We start from the raw sequence: 15,197 nt of genomic DNA on the forward strand, positions 1-15,197 counted from the left end.
TCAGATAAGGATATCAGTCGGCCGCACAACGCGCGCCAATGTCACTGCATGCACTTCTGCGGCTCCGGCTTTGCGCAGCGCGCGAGCGCACGCCTCCAAAGTGGCGCCGGTGGTGAAAACATCATCGACCACCAAGACCGTTTTGCCTTTGAACGCACCGGACGCCTTGATGGCGCCGCCCACGTTTCGGCGCCGTTCCGAAGCCGAAAGGCCAGCTTGGCTTTTGCGCCGTTTGATGCGCGTGAGCGCGCCCGGCTTCCACGGCTTGCCGCTGGCGCGCGAGAGCGCCTGCGCCAGCCAGGCAGCCTGATTGAAACTGCGGAGGGCGAGACGCGTCCAATGCATCGGCGCAGGGGCGATGAAGTCGGCGCGGCCGACGGTCTCACCCGCGGCGGCCGCCATCCAGCGGGCGAACACCGGCAGGCCGTCCCGCCGGCCGCCCCGTTTCAAGTCGAGCACCAGCCGGCGGGCGTGATCGTCATAGGTGAGCGCCGCGCGAGCGCTGTCGTAGGCAGGCTTGTGAGCCGCGCATGCGCCGCAGAGGTCGCCCGGGCCGGCATGGTCCGGCAGGGGAAAGCCGCAACACGCGCACATAGGCTCGCTCAGGAACTTCAGCTCGCCCCACAGAGCAGGCTCGATCACGCCAGGGCGGTCGACGATCTCCTCCGAGAGCAGCGACCGCGGCGGCCAGATCAGGTCCGAGAGCCGCGAGATGACGCCGCGTTTCCTGAACGCCCCGCTTGCGCGATAGGATTGCGTCATGGCCGCCCCGCCTGAACCCTGCTTTCCATTCGAGCCACGGCTCGTGCGCCAGCGCAAGCGGCGCGCGCGTCGAGGCTTCGCCGAAGCCGCGTTCCTGCACGCGCGGGTGGCGGCCGACTTGGCGGACCGGTTGGAGGCGATCCCGCGCCGCTTCGAACGCGCGCTGGCGCTGGGCGGCGGCGGGCTCTTCACCGAAGAACTGCGAAAGCGGCCGGAGCTGGCGGGCCGGATCGGCGCGGTGATCGAAGCTGATGTCGCCGGCGGCGCAGTCGAACTCGATCCCGAGTGTCTGCCATTCGCGCCGCAGACCTTCGATCTGATCGTCTCGCCACTTGCGCTGCATTGGGTGAACGACTTGCCGGGAGCGTTCATCCAGCTGCGCCAAGCGCTGAAGCCCGACGGACTGCTGCTGGCCTCGATGTTTGGCGGCGACACGCTGACGGAGCTGCGTATCGCTCTGATCGAAGCGGAATCGGCGCTGCTCGGCGGCGCGGGGCCGCGCGTGGCGCCGTTTGCATCGCTGCAGGACGTCGCCGGGCTGCTCCAACGCACAGGGTTTGCACTGCCGGCGGCGGATCGCGACTTCGTCACTGTGCGCTATGGCGAGCCGATGCGGCTGCTGGCGGATTTGCGCGCCATGGGTGAAACGGCGGCCCTGCGTCAACGAAGCCCCCATGGGCTGAGCCGGCGCATACTTGCGCGCGCGTTCGAGATTTATCGCGAGCGTTACGCCGACGCCGAGGGGCGCGTGCGCGCGACATTCGAGATCGTCACCGCCACGGGCTGGGCGCCGCACGAGAGCCAACAGCAGCCGCTGAAGCCGGGCAGCGCGAGGATGCGGCTCGCCGATGCGCTGGGCGCGGAAGAACGATCCGCCGGTGAGAAGGCGGGCAAGCCCTAGGCCCGAGGGCGCCGTGTCATCGTCCAGAAGTGCAAACCCGGCAGGTCGAACTCGCCGGTGACTTCGAAACCATGACGGGCATAGAGGTCAACATTGCGCTGCGTAGACGTCTCCAGATAAGCTGTGACGCCTTGCGCGTCGCAGGGCGCGAGCGTCGCCTTCAACATCGCGGAACCGACGCCGCGACCCTGCGCATGCGGCGCAACGCCGAGGAAAACCAGATGCGCGTGCGGTTCGCGCGGATGATATCTCGCGAGCTTGCCGCCGAGCGCGCGGCCGCGCTCCATGCCGGCAAAGCCCGCGATCTCGATCAGCAGCGGCAGCATCATCACCTGCTGTAGCGCCGTATGATCGAACGCTTTCTTCCCCGGCGCGAGCCAGATCGCTGCGCCCAGCGGCGCGCCCTCGCCGTCTGCAAGCCAGAGCTGCCGCTGCGGATGAATGGCGTCACGTACAGCGGCGTCGAAAAAGCGGCGGCGCGCGCGCTCTTTGGCGCGCCCCTGCCGCAGCCAATAGTTCAGCCCGTCTTCATCCACGAAAGCATCGCTGAGAACCGCGGCGATGGCGTCGGTCTCGTCCGCATGCGCCGGCCGCACAGGCGGCGCGCTCATATCTTCTCGGAGATGCGGATGGCGGCGCGGCAACCCAGTTTGATCACCGCGCTGAGCACCGGATAGCCCGGCGCATCGCGCGCGCCCTGCTCGACCGCCGTGTTGCGGTGGCCCATCTCGTCTTCGCGGAAGCGATCGACCACGTCCTTGAGTTCATCGTCGACGCCGTCAAGGGCCGCGCTTTGGCGCGCGTAATGCTCCTCGATTACATCCTCGACCGCCTCGGTGCAGGCGTGCGCCGCCTTCTCTCCCATCAGCGCGGTCACGGCCCCGAGGCCGAAGCCGGCGACCCGCCAGAGCGGCGCCATGATAGTGGGCCGCACGCCGCGTTCGGCGATCAGTCGGTCGAAGGTTTGCAGGTGCTCCTGCTCGCCGGATTCCATGTCGGCGATGATGCGGGCCGCGTGCGATTTGCTTTCGCTGCGTCCGAATACGGCGCGTTGGCCACGATAGATCTGCACTGCGCCGTACTCGCCGGCGTGGTCTACGCGGATCATTTCGGCCAAGCGGCGTTCGCGCGCGCCCTCGCCCGGCATCGGCGGCGATGATCTCATGACTTGCGCTCCGGAGACAAAGCGACGGCCAAGCTGGCGAGCGCCAGCAACAGCGAGGTGATGGCGTTGTAACCCGCCATCGATATGCCGAACATCTGCCAGGCGATCTCGTCGCAGGCAGGCGCCGTGACCGCGCCCTCGAAATCCATTGGGCGGATGTCGTTCATGTCGATCCGCGCGTCGCAATAGGCGACTACCCAATGCTGTTCGACCGCCACATGGTACATCGCCTGCGCCGCGCTGCCGAGCAGGACGAGGCCGACGACCAGCGCCGAGATGCGCGCAACGCGCGGGCTGATCCGGTTGGCGATGAACCCGACAAGCCCGACGCCCACCACGGCCCAATGCCAGTTGCGCTGATCGAGGCAGAGCGGGCACGGGGCCAGGCCCCCGAGGCGCTGGAATGCATGCGCCGCCGCTAGCATCCCCCCGGACGCAAGCGCCATCAGCAGGGGCCAGATCGGGCGCAGCCGCGAAATCGAACTCATGGAGGCATCCTAAGCCAAGCTCCGACGAGCATACACGGGCGCCGGCGCGGCGCCCCGCCGCACGCTCAGCGGCCGAACAGGTCCGCCAGCCAGGGCGCGTGTTGGGAGAGCAGATCGACGGCGAAACCGGCCCCGACAACAAGCCCGGTGATGAGGACGCCAAGCAGCGTCAGCCAACCGAGCGCGACGAGGCTGCCCAGCACCGTGAACACCCCATCCCGCTGAATTAGCCCGATCGACATCAAGGTCAGCGCCACCGAAGGCACCGTGTTGGTGATCGGCAGCATCACCGTGATCGCCGCCAGCGCCATGATCAGCGCGGCAATCTTCTCGCCGAAGCCCGCCGCAAAGAAGCGCCACCGCGGCCGTGCGAAACGTTCGGTCCACCGCAGCCGCTTGTCGGCGAAGCCGGCGATCGTGCTGATCCAGCTCTTTTTCACCCGCATGCGCATAAACCAGCCCGGCAGCCACGGTTCGGAGCGGCCGATCAGGACCTGCGCCGCCAGCAAGAAGATGCCGATGGCGATGATCTGCGCGCCTGGCAGACCCGGCACGAGGCACGGCAGCGTCAGCAGCAAGATCAACAGGCCGAACGCGCGTTCGTCCAGCTGATCGGCGATCCCGCCGATGCTCAGGCCGTCGGCGCCAGCGGCGGAGTCGATCCGTTGCAGAACGCCGATGAAACTGCGGCTGAGATCGTCGCGGACAGTATCGGCGGACATGCGGACCTTTGCGGCGCTGTTCTGGGCGCCGCCCGCTAGCACGGTTCGCGGATGGCGTCAGGAGGCAAGTGAGTGGGAAGGCGAAGCCATCCGAACCTCGCGGACGGCATACGCAGCCTTCCTACGCCAAACCGAGGCGGATGTTCTTCTCTCGCCATTGCAAGCGAAGGATGGTGCCCCAGGCCCGACTCGAACGGGCACGCAGTTGCCTGCGGCAGATTTTGAGTCTGCTGCGTCTACCGATTCCGCCACTGGGGCTTCCAAAGGCGAGGCCGTCAGGTATGAGGCCGGAAAGCCGGTGTCAAATCCGGTAACGGGGGGAAGCGCATGACCGACGGCGCGGCGACCGCCGGCGAGGAGACCGGGTTCGGCCCTCTGGGCCGCTTGGTCGGGCTAATTCTGGGACCGGCGCTGGCGCTCGGACTGCAGATTTTGCCGCCGCCCGATGGCCTTTCGGTCGAGGCCTGGCGCGTGGTTTCGCTTGCGGCGCTCATGGTGACGTTCTGGGTCACCGAGGCGATCCCTATTTCGGCGACCGCGCTTCTGCCGCTTGCCGTCCTGCCGCTGATCGGCGCCGCCAGTATCGGTGAGGCGGCCGCGCCTTATGCTGATCCAATCGTTTTCCTGTTCATCGGCGGCTTCATCCTCGCCGCCTGCGTCGAGCGCTGGCGTCTCCACGAACGCATCGCTCTCTCGATCGCCTCCGTCGCGGGCGGCCGCCCTGTCGCTTTGGTCGGCGGCTTCATGATCGCTGCGGCGCTGATCTCGATGTGGATCTCGAACACCGCGACGACTTTGATGCTGGCGCCGATCGCAATCGGCGCAGCGCGGGCGCTTTCGGTCGACGGCAAACCCGACCTCGCGCTCGGCGGCGCGTTGACGCTGGGCGTTGCACATGCCGCGACCATCGCTGGCGTGGGCACGCCCGTCGGCTCGCCAACCAACCTCATCGCCATCGCCTTCTTCGAACGCGCCGGCGAGCCGATGGCGTTCATCGAGTGGATGACGCGCGCCATTCCCATCATGCTGTTGATGCTGCCTTTGGCGTGGCTGCTGCTGTGCTGGCCCCTGTTCGGCCGCAAGGCGCATGCGCGTTTCGACGCGATCGGCGCTGTGGTGCGCGAAGCGCTGGCGAAGCTCGGGTCGATGAGCCAACCGGAAGTCCGCATCGGCGCCGTTTTCGCACTGGTCGCGCTCGCCTGGATGATGCGGACCGAGTTGGTGAAGCTGCCCGGGCTCTCCGCGCTCACCGACACGGGCATCGCCGTCATCGGCGCGCTCTCCTTGTTCTTCATTCCCTCGGGCCGGCCCGGCCGCGAGAAGCTGATCGACTGGAAGACCGCCGAGCGCATTCCCTGGGGGATCGCAGTCCTGTTCGGCGGCGGCTTGTCGCTGGCGGCGGCGATGGAGAGCACCGGTCTCGCCGCTTGGATCGGCGGCTTCATTGCCGATCTCGACGGCGTCTCCGCCCTAGGTCTCGTCGCCGTGCTCGTGGTGGCGACCATCCTCGTCTCCGAGCTGGCGAGCAATGTCGCGACGTTGACCAGCATGCTGCCCGTCGTCGCCGCCGTGGCGTCGGCGACCGACACGCCGCTGCAGCAGCTGGCGTTTCCGGTGGCGATCGCCGCGAGCTTCGCCTTCATGCTGCCGGTGGCGACCGCCCCGAACGCGATCGCCTACTCGTCCGGGCTGCTGACGCTGAAGCGGATGCTCAGCGTCGGTTTCGGGCTCAACGTGGCCGCCATCGTCCTGATCATCGCCTTCGCCGCCGCGTAGCGGGTAGCCGCACGTCGCCGCTGCGCTAGATATGCCGCCATGGCGACGAAACGCACCCAAGCTGACGCCGAAGCCGCAGTCCGCGTCCTGATTGAATGGGCCGGCGACGATCCCGATCGCGAAGGCCTGATTGAGACGCCGGCGCGCGTGGCGCGCGCCTATCGCGAGCTGTTCGCCGGCTATGAGGAAGATCCGCGCGCCTATCTCGAACGTACGTTCGAGGAAGTCGGCGGCTATGACGAACTGATCGTGCTGCGCGACATCCGAGTTATCAGCTTCTGCGAGCATCACATGCTCCCCTTCTTGGGAAAGGCGCATGTCGGATATCTGCCCAACGATCGCGTCGTCGGCATCTCCAAGCTCGCGCGCGTCGTCAACGCGTTCGCGCGGCGGCTGCAGATTCAAGAGAAGCTGACGGCGGAGATCGCCGAAGCGATCCAGGACATCCTGCAGCCGCAGGGCGTCGGCGTCATGATCGAAAGCGAGCACTCGTGCATGACCATGCGCGGCGTCAACACGCCAGGCTCGAACCTGGTGACGTCGCGGCTGATGGGCGTCGTGCGCGACGATCCGCGGACGCGGGAGGAGTTCTTGCGTTTGGCGCGCGGCGACTAGGCCGCGATCTGCTCAACCCGATCCCAGAACGCCTTCGGCAGATCGAGCCCCGAGAGGCGCTTCAATTCCTGCGCCAGCGTCGGCGAGGTCACGTTGATCTCGATCAGCTTGCCGGCGATGACGTCGAGGCCGGCGAAGACGATGCCTTCGCGCTTGAGCAGCGGCGCGACCGTTGCGGCGATTTCACGGTCGGCGTCATCCAGTTCGCCCGCGGCGGCTTGACCGCCGACGGCGAGATTGGCGCGGAAATCGCCTTCCTTGGGCAAGCGCTTCAACGCTGCGAACGGCTCGCCGTTGAGCACGAACACGCGTTTGTCGCCGCCCGACACGGCCGGCAGAAACTCCTGCGCCAGGATCGGTTCGCGCCCGGCCGCCGAGAGAAACGCGCGCGCCTTCTTCTGAAATTCCGGGTCGCTGGCGGAGAGTTTGATCACGCCCTCGCCGCCCATCATGAAGAGGATCTTCAGCACGACCTGGTCGAAGCGCCTGGCGAACGCTTCGAGCGCCACCAGATCGCGGCCGACCCATGTCGTCGGCGTCAACTCCGGAAACTGCAGGATCGAAGTCTTCTCGGAAATGTTGCGGATGCCGCGCGGCGGATTGATCACCAGCGCCTTCGTGGCGAGCTCCAGCAAATAGGTGTTGCTGATATAGCCCATGTCGAAAGGCGGATCCTGCCGCACCAGCACGACATCGAACTCATCGACCGCGCGCACCGCCTCTTCGTGCGTCTCATAGTGCTTCGCTTCCTCGAAGCTTACCGACACGCGTCGCGCGCGCGCTTTGACATCGCCCGTATCGTAGAAAAGATCGTTCGGCGACCACCACCAAATCTCATGCCCGCGCGCCTGCGCTTCGACCATCAGCATGAGCGACGTATCGTGGTTCACGATCATCGTCTCGATCGGGTCCATCTGGACGGCGATGCGGAGGGATTTCATTCGTTACCTCGATTTGAGTACCGAGACGAGGGATCGCTGACGTATGCGCGCAAGATGGGGACTGCCCCGATTACCCAGAAAATCCACGGCACTCAAATGGGCGTTCTTCCAAAGGATGCAAGAAAAGCAGTCACTACGAAGCCCGCCGCGGCAATACTCCAAACCGCGAATGAGCGACGTCCTAATGGGCGCATTATCCCGCCCGCGCCGCTTTTCCGCCGACGCGCGCGCCGCGGAGCTGTTCGGCGATCAGGAACGCCAAATCGAGCGCTTGTTGGCCGTTGAGACGTGGGTCGCAGTGGGTGTGATAGCGGCTGGAGAGGTCTTCCTCTTTGAGCGCCGCCGCGCCGCCGAGGCATTCGGTGACCTGCTGGCCCGTCATCTCGACATGCACGCCGCCGGGATAGGCGCCTTCCGACGGCAGAATATCGGTGAACGCGCGCACCTCGGCCAGAATGCGGTCGAAGGGGCGTGTCTTGAATCCGCTGTCCGTCTTCAACGTGTTGCCGTGCATCGGATCGCACGACCACACCACGGCGCGCCCTTCGCGCGTCACCGCGCGCGCCAACTTGGGCAGTCCTGCTTCAACCTTATCGGCGCCGAAGCGCGCAATCAGCGTGAACCGGCCGGGTTCGTTTTGCGGGTTCAGGATGTCGATCAGGCGCAGCAATTCGTCCGGATCGAGCGTCGGCCCGCACTTCATGCCGATCGGGTTCTTGATGCCGCGCGCGAATTCGACGTGCGCGCCGTCGGGTTGGCGGGTGCGGTCGCCAATCCAAACGAAATGCGCGCTGGTGTCGTACCAATCGCCGGTCGTGGAATCGATCCGCGTCATCGCCTCTTCGTAGCCGAGCAGTAAAGCTTCGTGGCTCGTATAGACGTCCACCTGCTTCATCTGCGGCACGCTATCCGGCGTGATGCCGCACGCCTCCATGAAGTCGATCGCTTCGGAGATGCGGTCGGCGATCTCGCGATAGCGTTTGCCTTGCGGGCTGTCGGCGACAAAGCCGACCATCCAACGGTGCACGTTGTGCAGATCGGCGTAGCCGCCATTCGCGAACGCGCGGATCAGATTCAAGGTCGCCGCCGATTGCGAATACGCTCTGATCAGCCGCTCGGGGTCGGGCGTGCGCGACTCCGGCGTGAACTCCATGCCGTTGATGTTGTCGCCGCGATAGGACGGCAGCGTGACGCCATCCTTCGTCTCGGTCTGCTCCGACCGCGGCTTGCCGAACTGGCCGGCGATGCGGCCCAGCTTAACTACCGGGCGCGAAGCGGCGAACGTCAACACGACGCTCATTGCCATCAGCGTGCGAAAGGTATCGCGGATGTTATCTGGGTGGAATTCCTTGAAGCTCTCGGCGCAATCGCCGCCCTGCAGCAGGAAAGCTTTCCCGGCCGCAACCTCCGCCAGCGACGCCTTCAGATTGCGCGCCTCACCCGCGAAAACGAGCGGCGGGTAGGAGCGCAACTGCCGCTCGACGCGCGCCAAGGCGTCCGGATCGGGGTAATCCGTCGGGATGTGCTTGGCGGGCTTCGCGCGCCAGCCGGCGGGGGTCCATTTCTCTCGCATCTGCGAACAGCTTAGCCGAAGAAAAGGGGCGCAAGCGAGGCCCCCTGGCTAAACAATGGCGCCAGCCAAGGCGTCGCCCAGACCCATACCGCCGCGCCTGCGAGCGCGGCCGCGCCTGCCGAGGCGAAATAGAGCCCGGCGTACTTCCAGCCGCCGGTCAGGAACGCAATGACGCCCTTCGCGATGGTGTTCATGAGCACCGCCAGCATGACCGCGTGCGCGCCGACGGCCGGGTCAAGCCCGCCGCGCACGAGGCTTGAGGCTGCCAGCGTTACGGCGTCCACATCGGCCAAGCCCGCCGTGGCGGCGAACGGCAGCAGGCCGGCTTGGCCGTAGGCGTCGGCGATCACGCGGCCGATGATGATGATGGCGCCGAGTATCAGCGCGAACTGGCCGACAGAAATGAGGTCGAGCGGGCTGCGCAGATTGCCGCGGCCGTCGGCGACGTCGGTCTGCTTGTCGCGCGCGCGCATGACGAAGGCGGCGGCCACGAACACGAGAACAGTCGCAGCGAACGCCGGTCCAGCCTCCGGCAGCACCACGGCGCTCGTGATCGCCAGCAGCACGATGACGCGCCCGACGCTGATCGCCGCTGCGATCGCCGCCGCCGCGCCGCCGACCATGGCGTGCGTCTCGCCTTTACGGACCTGTCGGCCAAGCTCTGCAGTGACCACTGTGGAGGAAACCAGCGCCCCCGCCGCCGCGCCCGCCAACACGCCGACATCGGGGCCCAGAACGCGCACAGCGACATAGCCGGCGAACGATGCCCCGGCGACGAGGATGGTCAGCAGCCAAAGCTCGCGCGGATTGATCGCGCCCCAGGGATCGATCGTGCGATCCGGCAGCAGCGGCAGCGCGATCGCGGTCGCGGCCAGAATGAGGAGCGCCGACCGCAGCTCTTTCCAGGTGACGGCCTCCAACCAGCCATGCAGCGCTTCCTTGAACGCGAGCAGGCCCGCCAACGCGACGCCGACCGCAGCGGCGACGCGGAGATCGCCCCACATGGCGTAAGCGCCGAGCGCGTAGACCAGCAGCCCAGCGATTGTGCCCGTGACGGAAACGTCTTGGTCTTTCAGGCTTTCGCGGACCTTGAACGTGAGGAAGGCGCCGGCGAACGCCAGTGCGAAGGCGGCGAAGCCGATCTGGCCGATCACCGGCAGCATTGCGCCGGAAACACCGCCGAGCAGGCCGATGACGGCGTGCGTGCGCAAACCGGCGGCGCGCGAGCCTTCGGGCGCCTCACGATGCTGCCATCCGCGCTCGACCCCGATCAGGAAGCCGATTCCGAGCGCCATGGCGAGGCGTTGGAAGATGTCAATCAGGACAAGGTCCGGCATGGCGGCTTTATGGTGCTGAGCGGCCGCACGAGCGGCCATGGTCCGCCCCTTTGAGGCGAGGCGCGAGCATTGCCAAGGCGTAATACGCCCGACTAGGGTTCGCCGCTGAAGGGTGAGAAGAGTCCATGGCGATCACGGCGTATCTCGCCTTCGAAGCGGCCGACGAGGAGGCGGCGCGCAGCGTCGGCGCCGAACTGGAGCGGCACGGCTGGAGCGTGACCGTCTCGGGCTCGGAGCTGCGGGCGCAGGAGAAGCCGGCCGCCCTGGTGCAGACGGTGGGCGAGTCCAGCGTGGTCGTGGTGATCGCCTCGCGGGCGGCGCAGGAGAGCTCATGGCTGCAGCGCGAAGTCGCGGCGGCCCTCAACAACGGCCGGCCGGTCATCGTCGTCCAAGCGGACGAACTGCCGCCGGACTCCTGGATCCATGCGACGCTCGACACCAGCGCCATGATCGATCTGCGGCGCGGGGCGCGTTCGGAAGCGCTGGCGCAGATCGCCGAGCGCGCCCGCGCCGCCAACGGCCGCGGCCGTGTCATCGCCATGCTCAACATCAAAGGCGGTGTCGGCAAGACGGTGCTCGCAGCCAACCTGTTCGCGGCCGCGCATCTTGCGGACAAGCGCTCGATCAGCTTCATCGACCTCGATCCGCAGCACAATCTCACGCAGTATTTTCTCTCGCCCGGCGAGCGCAACCGCATTCGCGACCGCAATCATTCGATCTACGGCATCCTGAATCCGCGCGGCGAAGCCAGCGTGCCGCTGAGCGATATCGGGGCGGTCGCCATTCCGCTGAACCGCGCCCGCCGCGGCGGCAAGCAGCCGAACTTCGAATTGATCGCCGGCGACGAGCGACTGTTCGAGTTCACGCTCGACACGCGATCGGATCGCGACAAAGCCGAGGCGTTCACCCGCTTCCGCGCGCTGATCACGGCCCTGCGGGCGCGCTCCGACGCTGTGATCATAGACTCCAACCCGTGCGCGACTTTCTTGACGCGGCTCGCGATCACGACGGCGGACCACATCGTCGCGCCGGTGCGGCCCGAGAAGTACTCCCTCACCGGGCTGAACATGCTGGAGCACGTCGTGCGTGAAGTCAGGGGAAGAGCCTTGCGGCCGGCCGAGTTCTCGGTGCTCCTGAACGGCGTGAACGACCGCACGCGATCCGGCGAGACAGGCGACGCAGACACGCTGACGCGCAACGAAATCAGCGGCGCGCCGTTCTTCAGCGGAGCGCTGTTGCCGGACGAGGTGCCCTATACCGCGGTGCTGAAATCGGCGCCGAGCGACAGGTTGGCGGCCAATCCGATCAATGTGACGGCGATGATGCGCGTGGGCGGGCGCCCAGCGAAGGAGGCGCTGACGCGCGCTGCGGCGGCGATCCTGCGTAGGTCCGGCCAATGAAGCCCGAGCAATCCAACGCGCTGCGCGCCCTCGCCCGCAACCGTTCGCGCGCCGAGTTGAAGGCGCTGTTCGCGCTGATCCGCCGGACCGACGATCGCGCGCTGCTAGCGGCGGCGGCGCCGGCGAAGAAGCTGACGGCGAAGCGGCGCAAGAGCGATCCGCTGGTGCGGGAGCTGGAACAGACGCTGAAACCGATAATGGGTCCGGCGCGGGAGAAGGCCGATCTGCTGATCGAGCACATCGCCAAGAAGCATCGGCGCAAGCTGAGCTATCAACCGAAGGGCCTCGCCGACGCCGCGCGCCAGCTCCGCACCAAATTCTCCGACCAGCAGATTCGCGCCGGGGCCGAGAGCCTGATGACGCACCTCGCCAAGCTGTACGGCGATCGAGAGACGGTGGTGTAACGCCGTCCCGCCCCTGGACGAACCCAGGCTGACCACCCAGGATTCGTTCATGACCACATCCCCGTCCGGCTTCGATCTCACCCCGCCCAGCAGCGACGAGCGCAAGAGGCTCGAGGCGAGTCTCAGCGACGAAGAGCGGCGGGTGCTGCTGCATCACGGCACCGAGGCGCCGTTCTGCGGCGGGCTGCTCGATCAGAAGAAGCCGGGCGTCTATTGCTGCCGGCTGTGCGGCTTGCCGCTGTTCCGGCAGGAGACGAAGTTCGAAAGCGGCACCGGCTGGCCGAGCTTCTATGAACCGATCGACCCGAAGCACGTGATCGGCATCGAGGACAATTCCCACGGCATGCGTCGGATCGAGACGCGCTGTGCGCGGTGCGACAGCCATCAAGGCCATGTTTTTCCGGATGGCCCCCGGCCGACCGGCATCCGCTACTGCATCAATTCGGTGTCGCTGCAATTCGTGCCGGAGGGCGAGCCCTTGCCGGATCCGCTGGCGCGCGGCGAGCTGTTTGCCGCTTAGTGGTGCGCGGGTAGCGGAAACTTCGCTAGGAGCCGGTCGAGGTCGCGACCCATTTCGTGCGCGACGTCGGCATCGGCGGCGCCGTCGGTGAACTTGTTCAGTGCGCGCGACATCACTTTGCCGACCAGCAGGTTGGCTTCGTTGGTGTCGCGCGTGACTTGCCACGCTTTGGCGGCCAGCTCGCCCTGGCGAGAGAGGATGGCCGTCACAGGTTGCGCCATGGAGCGCTCTCCCTTGTTTCGGGCCGAACAGCTCCCCCTGTCCGAACGGCGTATGCAGGAAGCAGAGTAGCAGCTTTTTCCCCAAGCTGGAGAGCAAATTGCAATCTCTGGCGACATTTTTAGATCGCGCCGGGAACATGAAAGCGTTTGTTAAGTCTAACAGCGCGCAATGCGCGCGCCGTCTTGACGCCACAGAGGGTTCGTCGACCATGAGACCCGCGTGACAAAGCCGTTTCCAACCAAGAACCTCCGGTTCTTTTTGACCGCGCCGTCGCCGTGCCCCTACTTGCCGGGCAAGCGGGAGCGGAAGGTGTTTACCGCTCTCGACGGCTTCGACGCCGGCCCGCTGCACGATGCGCTGACCAATGCCGGGTTCCGCCGTTCGCAGAACATCGCTTACCGGCCTTCGTGCGACGGCTGCGACGCCTGCATCTCGGCGCGCGTGCCGGTGGAGCGGTTCGAGTTCAACCGGCGCTGGCGCAAGATCCTGACGCGCAACGCCGATCTCACCCGCGCGCTCCGCCCCGCGCGCGCCAGCGATGAGCAGTTCAAGCTGCTGCGCCGCTATCTCAATTCGCGCCACGCCGAAGGCGGCATGGCCGACATGACGTTCGGCGATTACGTCTCGATGGTCGAAGAGACGGCGGTTCACACGCACATCGTCGAATATCGATTCAGCGACGGCCCCAAGCGCGGCAAGCTTGCGGGCGCCGCGTTGATCGACGCGCTCGGCGACGGGCTCTCCATGGTCTATTCCTACTTCGATCCCGACGAGACGCGGCGCAGCCTCGGCGTCTACACCATCCTCGATCACATCCAGCAGGCGCGCGCCGCGGGCTTCGCCCATCTCTACCTGGGCTATTGGATTCCGGGTTCGGAGAAGATGGACTACAAGGCCTCCTTCCGTCCGCTCGAACTGCTCTTGGGGGGGGAGTGGCGCCCCTACGAGCCGGTTCAGTTCTGATCGCCCAATCAGTATCGCACAGCTCGCGCGCTGTAGGATAAGTTTTCCGCGCGAGGTGATCCGATGTCCGAGTCGAAGAAAGAGCTGTGGCGCGCCGGCGAGATCGCGCCGGCGATGCGGCCGTTCACGCAGAAGCTCAATCCCAATTCCCTCTTCCGCGCCGCGGGGCTTTCGCGTCTGGCCGGCATGAGCCGCGCGCATGTGAGCCTGGTCAAGCTGCCGCCGGGCAAAGACAGCTTCGCCTATCACGCGCACATGCTCGAGGAGGAATGGATCTACATCCTCTCCGGCCGCGCCGTCGCGGAGATCGACGGCAAGTCGCATGAAGTCGGCGCTGGCGACTTCATGGGCTTTGCGACGCCCGCCGTGCCGCACCTCTTGCGCAACATCTTCGACGAGGAGTGCGTCTATCTTATGGGCGGCGAAGACAAGCCGATCGACGTCGTCGCCTACCCTGCGCACGACAAGCGCTACCTCATCATGCAGACCGACAAGGGCGCCGAGTTCTACGAGCTGGGCGAGCCGATCAAGCCGTTCGGCAAACCGGACTAGAGCACGACGCCTTCGCGCGTTCTGGCGCCTTCGGGCGCGGCGAAGGCGAAGGTGGCGCAGAGGCGGCTCTCGGTCGCTTGCGGGCCGGGCGCCTCGGCGCCGGTGAACGCGAGCAGCGTCACCTTGCGGGCGCGGGCTTCGTAGGCGAGCGCGACGTATTCGACCTCCTCCGCGCCGCAGAGGCCGGTGCGGCCGGCCGGCACGGTCTGTTCGGTGACGCGGCGCAGTTCGATGGTGAGATCGCCCGGGCCGAGCGCCGCCGCGGCGTAGCTGTCGCCGTCGCGCGAGATCACATCCTCGCCGCGGCGCGGCTCGAGCGTGCGGGTGAACAGCACGACGCCGGAGGCGAACAGCACCCCGCCCCGTTCGATGCTGGCGTCGCCGGTGATGGCGCGGGCGGTGTTCGAGGCGGCGTTGAACTGGCCGGTCAGCAGCGCGGGCTCGGTGGCGTTCGCCTCGGGCGCAGGCGCCTCGCCGCAGGCCGCGAGCGTGAGCAAAGAGAGGGCGGCGAACGCTGCGCGCATGGACCTCTATGTACGCTTGCGAAGCCGCATGCGCGACGCGCCCTATCGCAGAAGCGGCGCGGCTCGTCGCGGACTCCGGACTCGGTTTTCGGGGCTCAGGAATCGGGATGCGCGGATGCGGACAGCACGCATCATCTCGAAGCCGCTGTTTTTCCAGATTCCCGAAACCCGAATCCCGACCACCCAGCTGGGAGGCGGGGCGCGTCGGACGCGCTGGGGTAGTGCCTAGAGTGCGTCATCTGTCGCCAGACAACGCTGCGCGTCGAACGCGCCCCGGATCGGCCGTTTGTCCCGGATTGGCGACCAGGAGTTTGTGGCTCACCAGCATGGAG

18 protein-coding genes and 1 tRNA gene are annotated in these 15,197 nt (G+C 66.7%); 8 read left to right on the forward strand and 11 right to left on the reverse strand.

Translation table 11 applies throughout. The features are described from left to right. On the reverse strand, window positions 1-762 hold the full coding sequence (locus tag VEA80_RS08595; RefSeq protein WP_325060305.1) for a ComF family protein: 762 nt from the start codon (window positions 760-762) through the stop codon (window positions 1-3). Between VEA80_RS08595 and VEA80_RS08600 the strand changes: the two genes are divergently transcribed. Next, a complete protein-coding gene (locus tag VEA80_RS08600; protein WP_325060306.1) occupies window positions 761-1,663 on the forward strand; it encodes a methyltransferase domain-containing protein in 903 nt (300 codons plus the stop codon). The two genes, VEA80_RS08595 and VEA80_RS08600, sit on opposite strands and share 2 nt — an antisense overlap. On the opposite strand, the gene VEA80_RS08605 is transcribed toward VEA80_RS08600, so the two are convergent. From VEA80_RS08605 to VEA80_RS08625, 5 genes are all read right to left on the reverse strand, one after another. Then, complete coding sequence (locus VEA80_RS08605; protein WP_325060307.1) at window positions 1,660-2,274, reverse strand: GNAT family N-acetyltransferase; 615 nt, start codon at window positions 2,272-2,274, stop codon at window positions 1,660-1,662. The genes VEA80_RS08600 and VEA80_RS08605 overlap by 4 nt on opposite strands. Further along, window positions 2,271-2,828: a demethoxyubiquinone hydroxylase family protein gene (locus VEA80_RS08610; protein WP_325060308.1), complete on the reverse strand. Its 558-nt coding sequence runs from the start codon at window positions 2,826-2,828 to the stop codon at window positions 2,271-2,273. The genes VEA80_RS08605 and VEA80_RS08610 overlap by 4 nt, the downstream gene beginning before the upstream one ends. Next, window positions 2,825-3,316, reverse strand: coding sequence for a disulfide bond formation protein B (locus VEA80_RS08615; protein WP_325060309.1), 492 nt, complete (start codon window positions 3,314-3,316; stop codon window positions 2,825-2,827). The genes VEA80_RS08610 and VEA80_RS08615 overlap by 4 nt, the downstream gene beginning before the upstream one ends. A 65-nt stretch (window positions 3,317-3,381) precedes the next feature. Further along, on the reverse strand, window positions 3,382-4,038 hold the full coding sequence (locus VEA80_RS08620; RefSeq protein WP_325060310.1) for an exopolysaccharide biosynthesis protein: 657 nt from the start codon (window positions 4,036-4,038) through the stop codon (window positions 3,382-3,384). 171 nt (window positions 4,039-4,209) lie between these two features. Beyond that, window positions 4,210-4,296: transfer RNA gene (locus VEA80_RS08625), tRNA-Leu, on the reverse strand. Between the two features lie 69 nt (window positions 4,297-4,365). Between VEA80_RS08625 and VEA80_RS08630 the strand changes: the two genes are divergently transcribed. Further along, on the forward strand, window positions 4,366-5,814 hold the full coding sequence (locus VEA80_RS08630; RefSeq protein WP_325060311.1) for a DASS family sodium-coupled anion symporter: 1,449 nt from the start codon (window positions 4,366-4,368) through the stop codon (window positions 5,812-5,814). Between the two features lie 39 nt (window positions 5,815-5,853). Continuing rightward, entirely contained in the window at window positions 5,854-6,429 is a 576-nt protein-coding gene (gene folE, locus VEA80_RS08635) for a GTP cyclohydrolase I FolE (RefSeq protein ID WP_325060312.1), read from the forward strand. Here folE and gshB read toward each other — a convergent pair. The 3 genes from gshB to VEA80_RS08650 all read right to left on the reverse strand — a co-directional run bounded on the left by gshB (window position 6,426) and on the right by VEA80_RS08650 (window position 10,319). Continuing rightward, window positions 6,426-7,370, reverse strand: coding sequence for a glutathione synthase (gshB, locus tag VEA80_RS08640; RefSeq protein WP_325060313.1), 945 nt, complete (start codon window positions 7,368-7,370; stop codon window positions 6,426-6,428). The genes folE and gshB overlap by 4 nt on opposite strands. Window positions 7,371-7,563: 193 nt before the next feature. After that, a complete protein-coding gene (locus VEA80_RS08645) occupies window positions 7,564-8,943 on the reverse strand; it encodes a class II 3-deoxy-7-phosphoheptulonate synthase (protein WP_325060314.1) in 1,380 nt (459 codons plus the stop codon). An 11-nt stretch (window positions 8,944-8,954) separates the two neighbouring features. Then, on the reverse strand, window positions 8,955-10,319 hold the full coding sequence (locus tag VEA80_RS08650) for an MgtC/SapB family protein (protein ID WP_325060315.1): 1,365 nt from the start codon (window positions 10,317-10,319) through the stop codon (window positions 8,955-8,957). Window positions 10,320-10,405: 86 nt separating this feature from the next. Here VEA80_RS08650 and VEA80_RS08655 point away from each other — a divergent pair, with 86 nt between their 5' ends. From VEA80_RS08655 to msrB, 3 genes are read left to right on the forward strand one after another with little or no spacing between them, the layout of a single operon-like run. Next, window positions 10,406-11,680: an AAA family ATPase gene (locus tag VEA80_RS08655; protein WP_325060316.1), complete on the forward strand. Its 1,275-nt coding sequence runs from the start codon at window positions 10,406-10,408 to the stop codon at window positions 11,678-11,680. Then, entirely contained in the window at window positions 11,677-12,084 is a 408-nt protein-coding gene (locus VEA80_RS08660; protein WP_325060317.1) for a hypothetical protein, read from the forward strand. The genes VEA80_RS08655 and VEA80_RS08660 overlap by 4 nt, the downstream gene beginning before the upstream one ends. 49 nt (window positions 12,085-12,133) lie before the next feature. Further along, complete coding sequence (gene msrB, locus VEA80_RS08665; RefSeq protein ID WP_325060318.1) at window positions 12,134-12,604, forward strand: peptide-methionine (R)-S-oxide reductase MsrB; 471 nt, start codon at window positions 12,134-12,136, stop codon at window positions 12,602-12,604. On the opposite strand, the gene VEA80_RS08670 is transcribed toward msrB, so the two are convergent. After that, a complete protein-coding gene (locus VEA80_RS08670; protein ID WP_325060319.1) occupies window positions 12,601-12,825 on the reverse strand; it encodes a hypothetical protein in 225 nt (74 codons plus the stop codon). The genes msrB and VEA80_RS08670 overlap by 4 nt on opposite strands. A gap of 220 nt (window positions 12,826-13,045) precedes the next feature. Between VEA80_RS08670 and VEA80_RS08675 the strand changes: the two genes are divergently transcribed. Then, window positions 13,046-13,789 (forward strand): arginyltransferase, encoded by a 744-nt coding sequence (locus VEA80_RS08675; protein ID WP_325060320.1) that lies wholly within the window; start codon window positions 13,046-13,048, stop codon window positions 13,787-13,789. A gap of 63 nt (window positions 13,790-13,852) precedes the next feature. Beyond that, window positions 13,853-14,341, forward strand: coding sequence for a cupin domain-containing protein (locus tag VEA80_RS08680; protein ID WP_325060321.1), 489 nt, complete (start codon window positions 13,853-13,855; stop codon window positions 14,339-14,341). On the opposite strand, the gene VEA80_RS08685 is transcribed toward VEA80_RS08680, so the two are convergent. Next, window positions 14,338-14,865, reverse strand: a complete 528-nt coding sequence (locus tag VEA80_RS08685; protein ID WP_325060322.1) for a hypothetical protein — start codon at window positions 14,863-14,865, stop codon at window positions 14,338-14,340. The two genes, VEA80_RS08680 and VEA80_RS08685, sit on opposite strands and share 4 nt — an antisense overlap. Between the last annotated feature and the right edge of the window lie 332 nt (window positions 14,866-15,197).

The organism is Vitreimonas sp. (genome assembly GCF_035627415.1).
GTDB lineage: Bacteria > Pseudomonadota > Alphaproteobacteria > Caulobacterales > Aquidulcibacteraceae > Vitreimonas.

What these genes read in the sequence shown, in the direction of transcription:
- VEA80_RS08615 (WP_325060309.1), bottom strand. Translation starts at nt 3,316, where the DNA reads ATGAGTTCGATTTCGCGGCTGCGCCCGATCTGGCCCCTGCTGATGGCG.
- VEA80_RS08655 (WP_325060316.1), top strand. Translation starts at nt 10,406, where the DNA reads ATGGCGATCACGGCGTATCTCGCCTTCGAAGCGGCCGACGAGGAGGCG.
- folE (WP_325060312.1), top strand. Translation starts at nt 5,854, where the DNA reads ATGGCGACGAAACGCACCCAAGCTGACGCCGAAGCCGCAGTCCGCGTC.
- VEA80_RS08605 (WP_325060307.1), bottom strand. Translation starts at nt 2,274, where the DNA reads ATGAGCGCGCCGCCTGTGCGGCCGGCGCATGCGGACGAGACCGACGCC.
- VEA80_RS08650 (WP_325060315.1), bottom strand. Translation starts at nt 10,319, where the DNA reads ATGGCCGCTCGTGCGGCCGCTCAGCACCATAAAGCCGCCATGCCGGAC.
- gshB (WP_325060313.1), bottom strand. Translation starts at nt 7,370, where the DNA reads ATGAAATCCCTCCGCATCGCCGTCCAGATGGACCCGATCGAGACGATG.
- VEA80_RS08680 (WP_325060321.1), top strand. Translation starts at nt 13,853, where the DNA reads ATGTCCGAGTCGAAGAAAGAGCTGTGGCGCGCCGGCGAGATCGCGCCG.
- VEA80_RS08645 (WP_325060314.1), bottom strand. Translation starts at nt 8,943, where the DNA reads ATGCGAGAGAAATGGACCCCCGCCGGCTGGCGCGCGAAGCCCGCCAAG.
- VEA80_RS08630 (WP_325060311.1), top strand. Translation starts at nt 4,366, where the DNA reads ATGACCGACGGCGCGGCGACCGCCGGCGAGGAGACCGGGTTCGGCCCT.
- VEA80_RS08595 (WP_325060305.1), bottom strand. Translation starts at nt 762, where the DNA reads ATGACGCAATCCTATCGCGCAAGCGGGGCGTTCAGGAAACGCGGCGTC.
- VEA80_RS08660 (WP_325060317.1), top strand. Translation starts at nt 11,677, where the DNA reads ATGAAGCCCGAGCAATCCAACGCGCTGCGCGCCCTCGCCCGCAACCGT.
- VEA80_RS08610 (WP_325060308.1), bottom strand. Translation starts at nt 2,828, where the DNA reads ATGAGATCATCGCCGCCGATGCCGGGCGAGGGCGCGCGCGAACGCCGC.
- msrB (WP_325060318.1), top strand. Translation starts at nt 12,134, where the DNA reads ATGACCACATCCCCGTCCGGCTTCGATCTCACCCCGCCCAGCAGCGAC.
- VEA80_RS08620 (WP_325060310.1), bottom strand. Translation starts at nt 4,038, where the DNA reads ATGTCCGCCGATACTGTCCGCGACGATCTCAGCCGCAGTTTCATCGGC.
- VEA80_RS08600 (WP_325060306.1), top strand. Translation starts at nt 761, where the DNA reads ATGGCCGCCCCGCCTGAACCCTGCTTTCCATTCGAGCCACGGCTCGTG.
- VEA80_RS08685 (WP_325060322.1), bottom strand. Translation starts at nt 14,865, where the DNA reads ATGCGCGCAGCGTTCGCCGCCCTCTCTTTGCTCACGCTCGCGGCCTGC.
- VEA80_RS08670 (WP_325060319.1), bottom strand. Translation starts at nt 12,825, where the DNA reads ATGGCGCAACCTGTGACGGCCATCCTCTCTCGCCAGGGCGAGCTGGCC.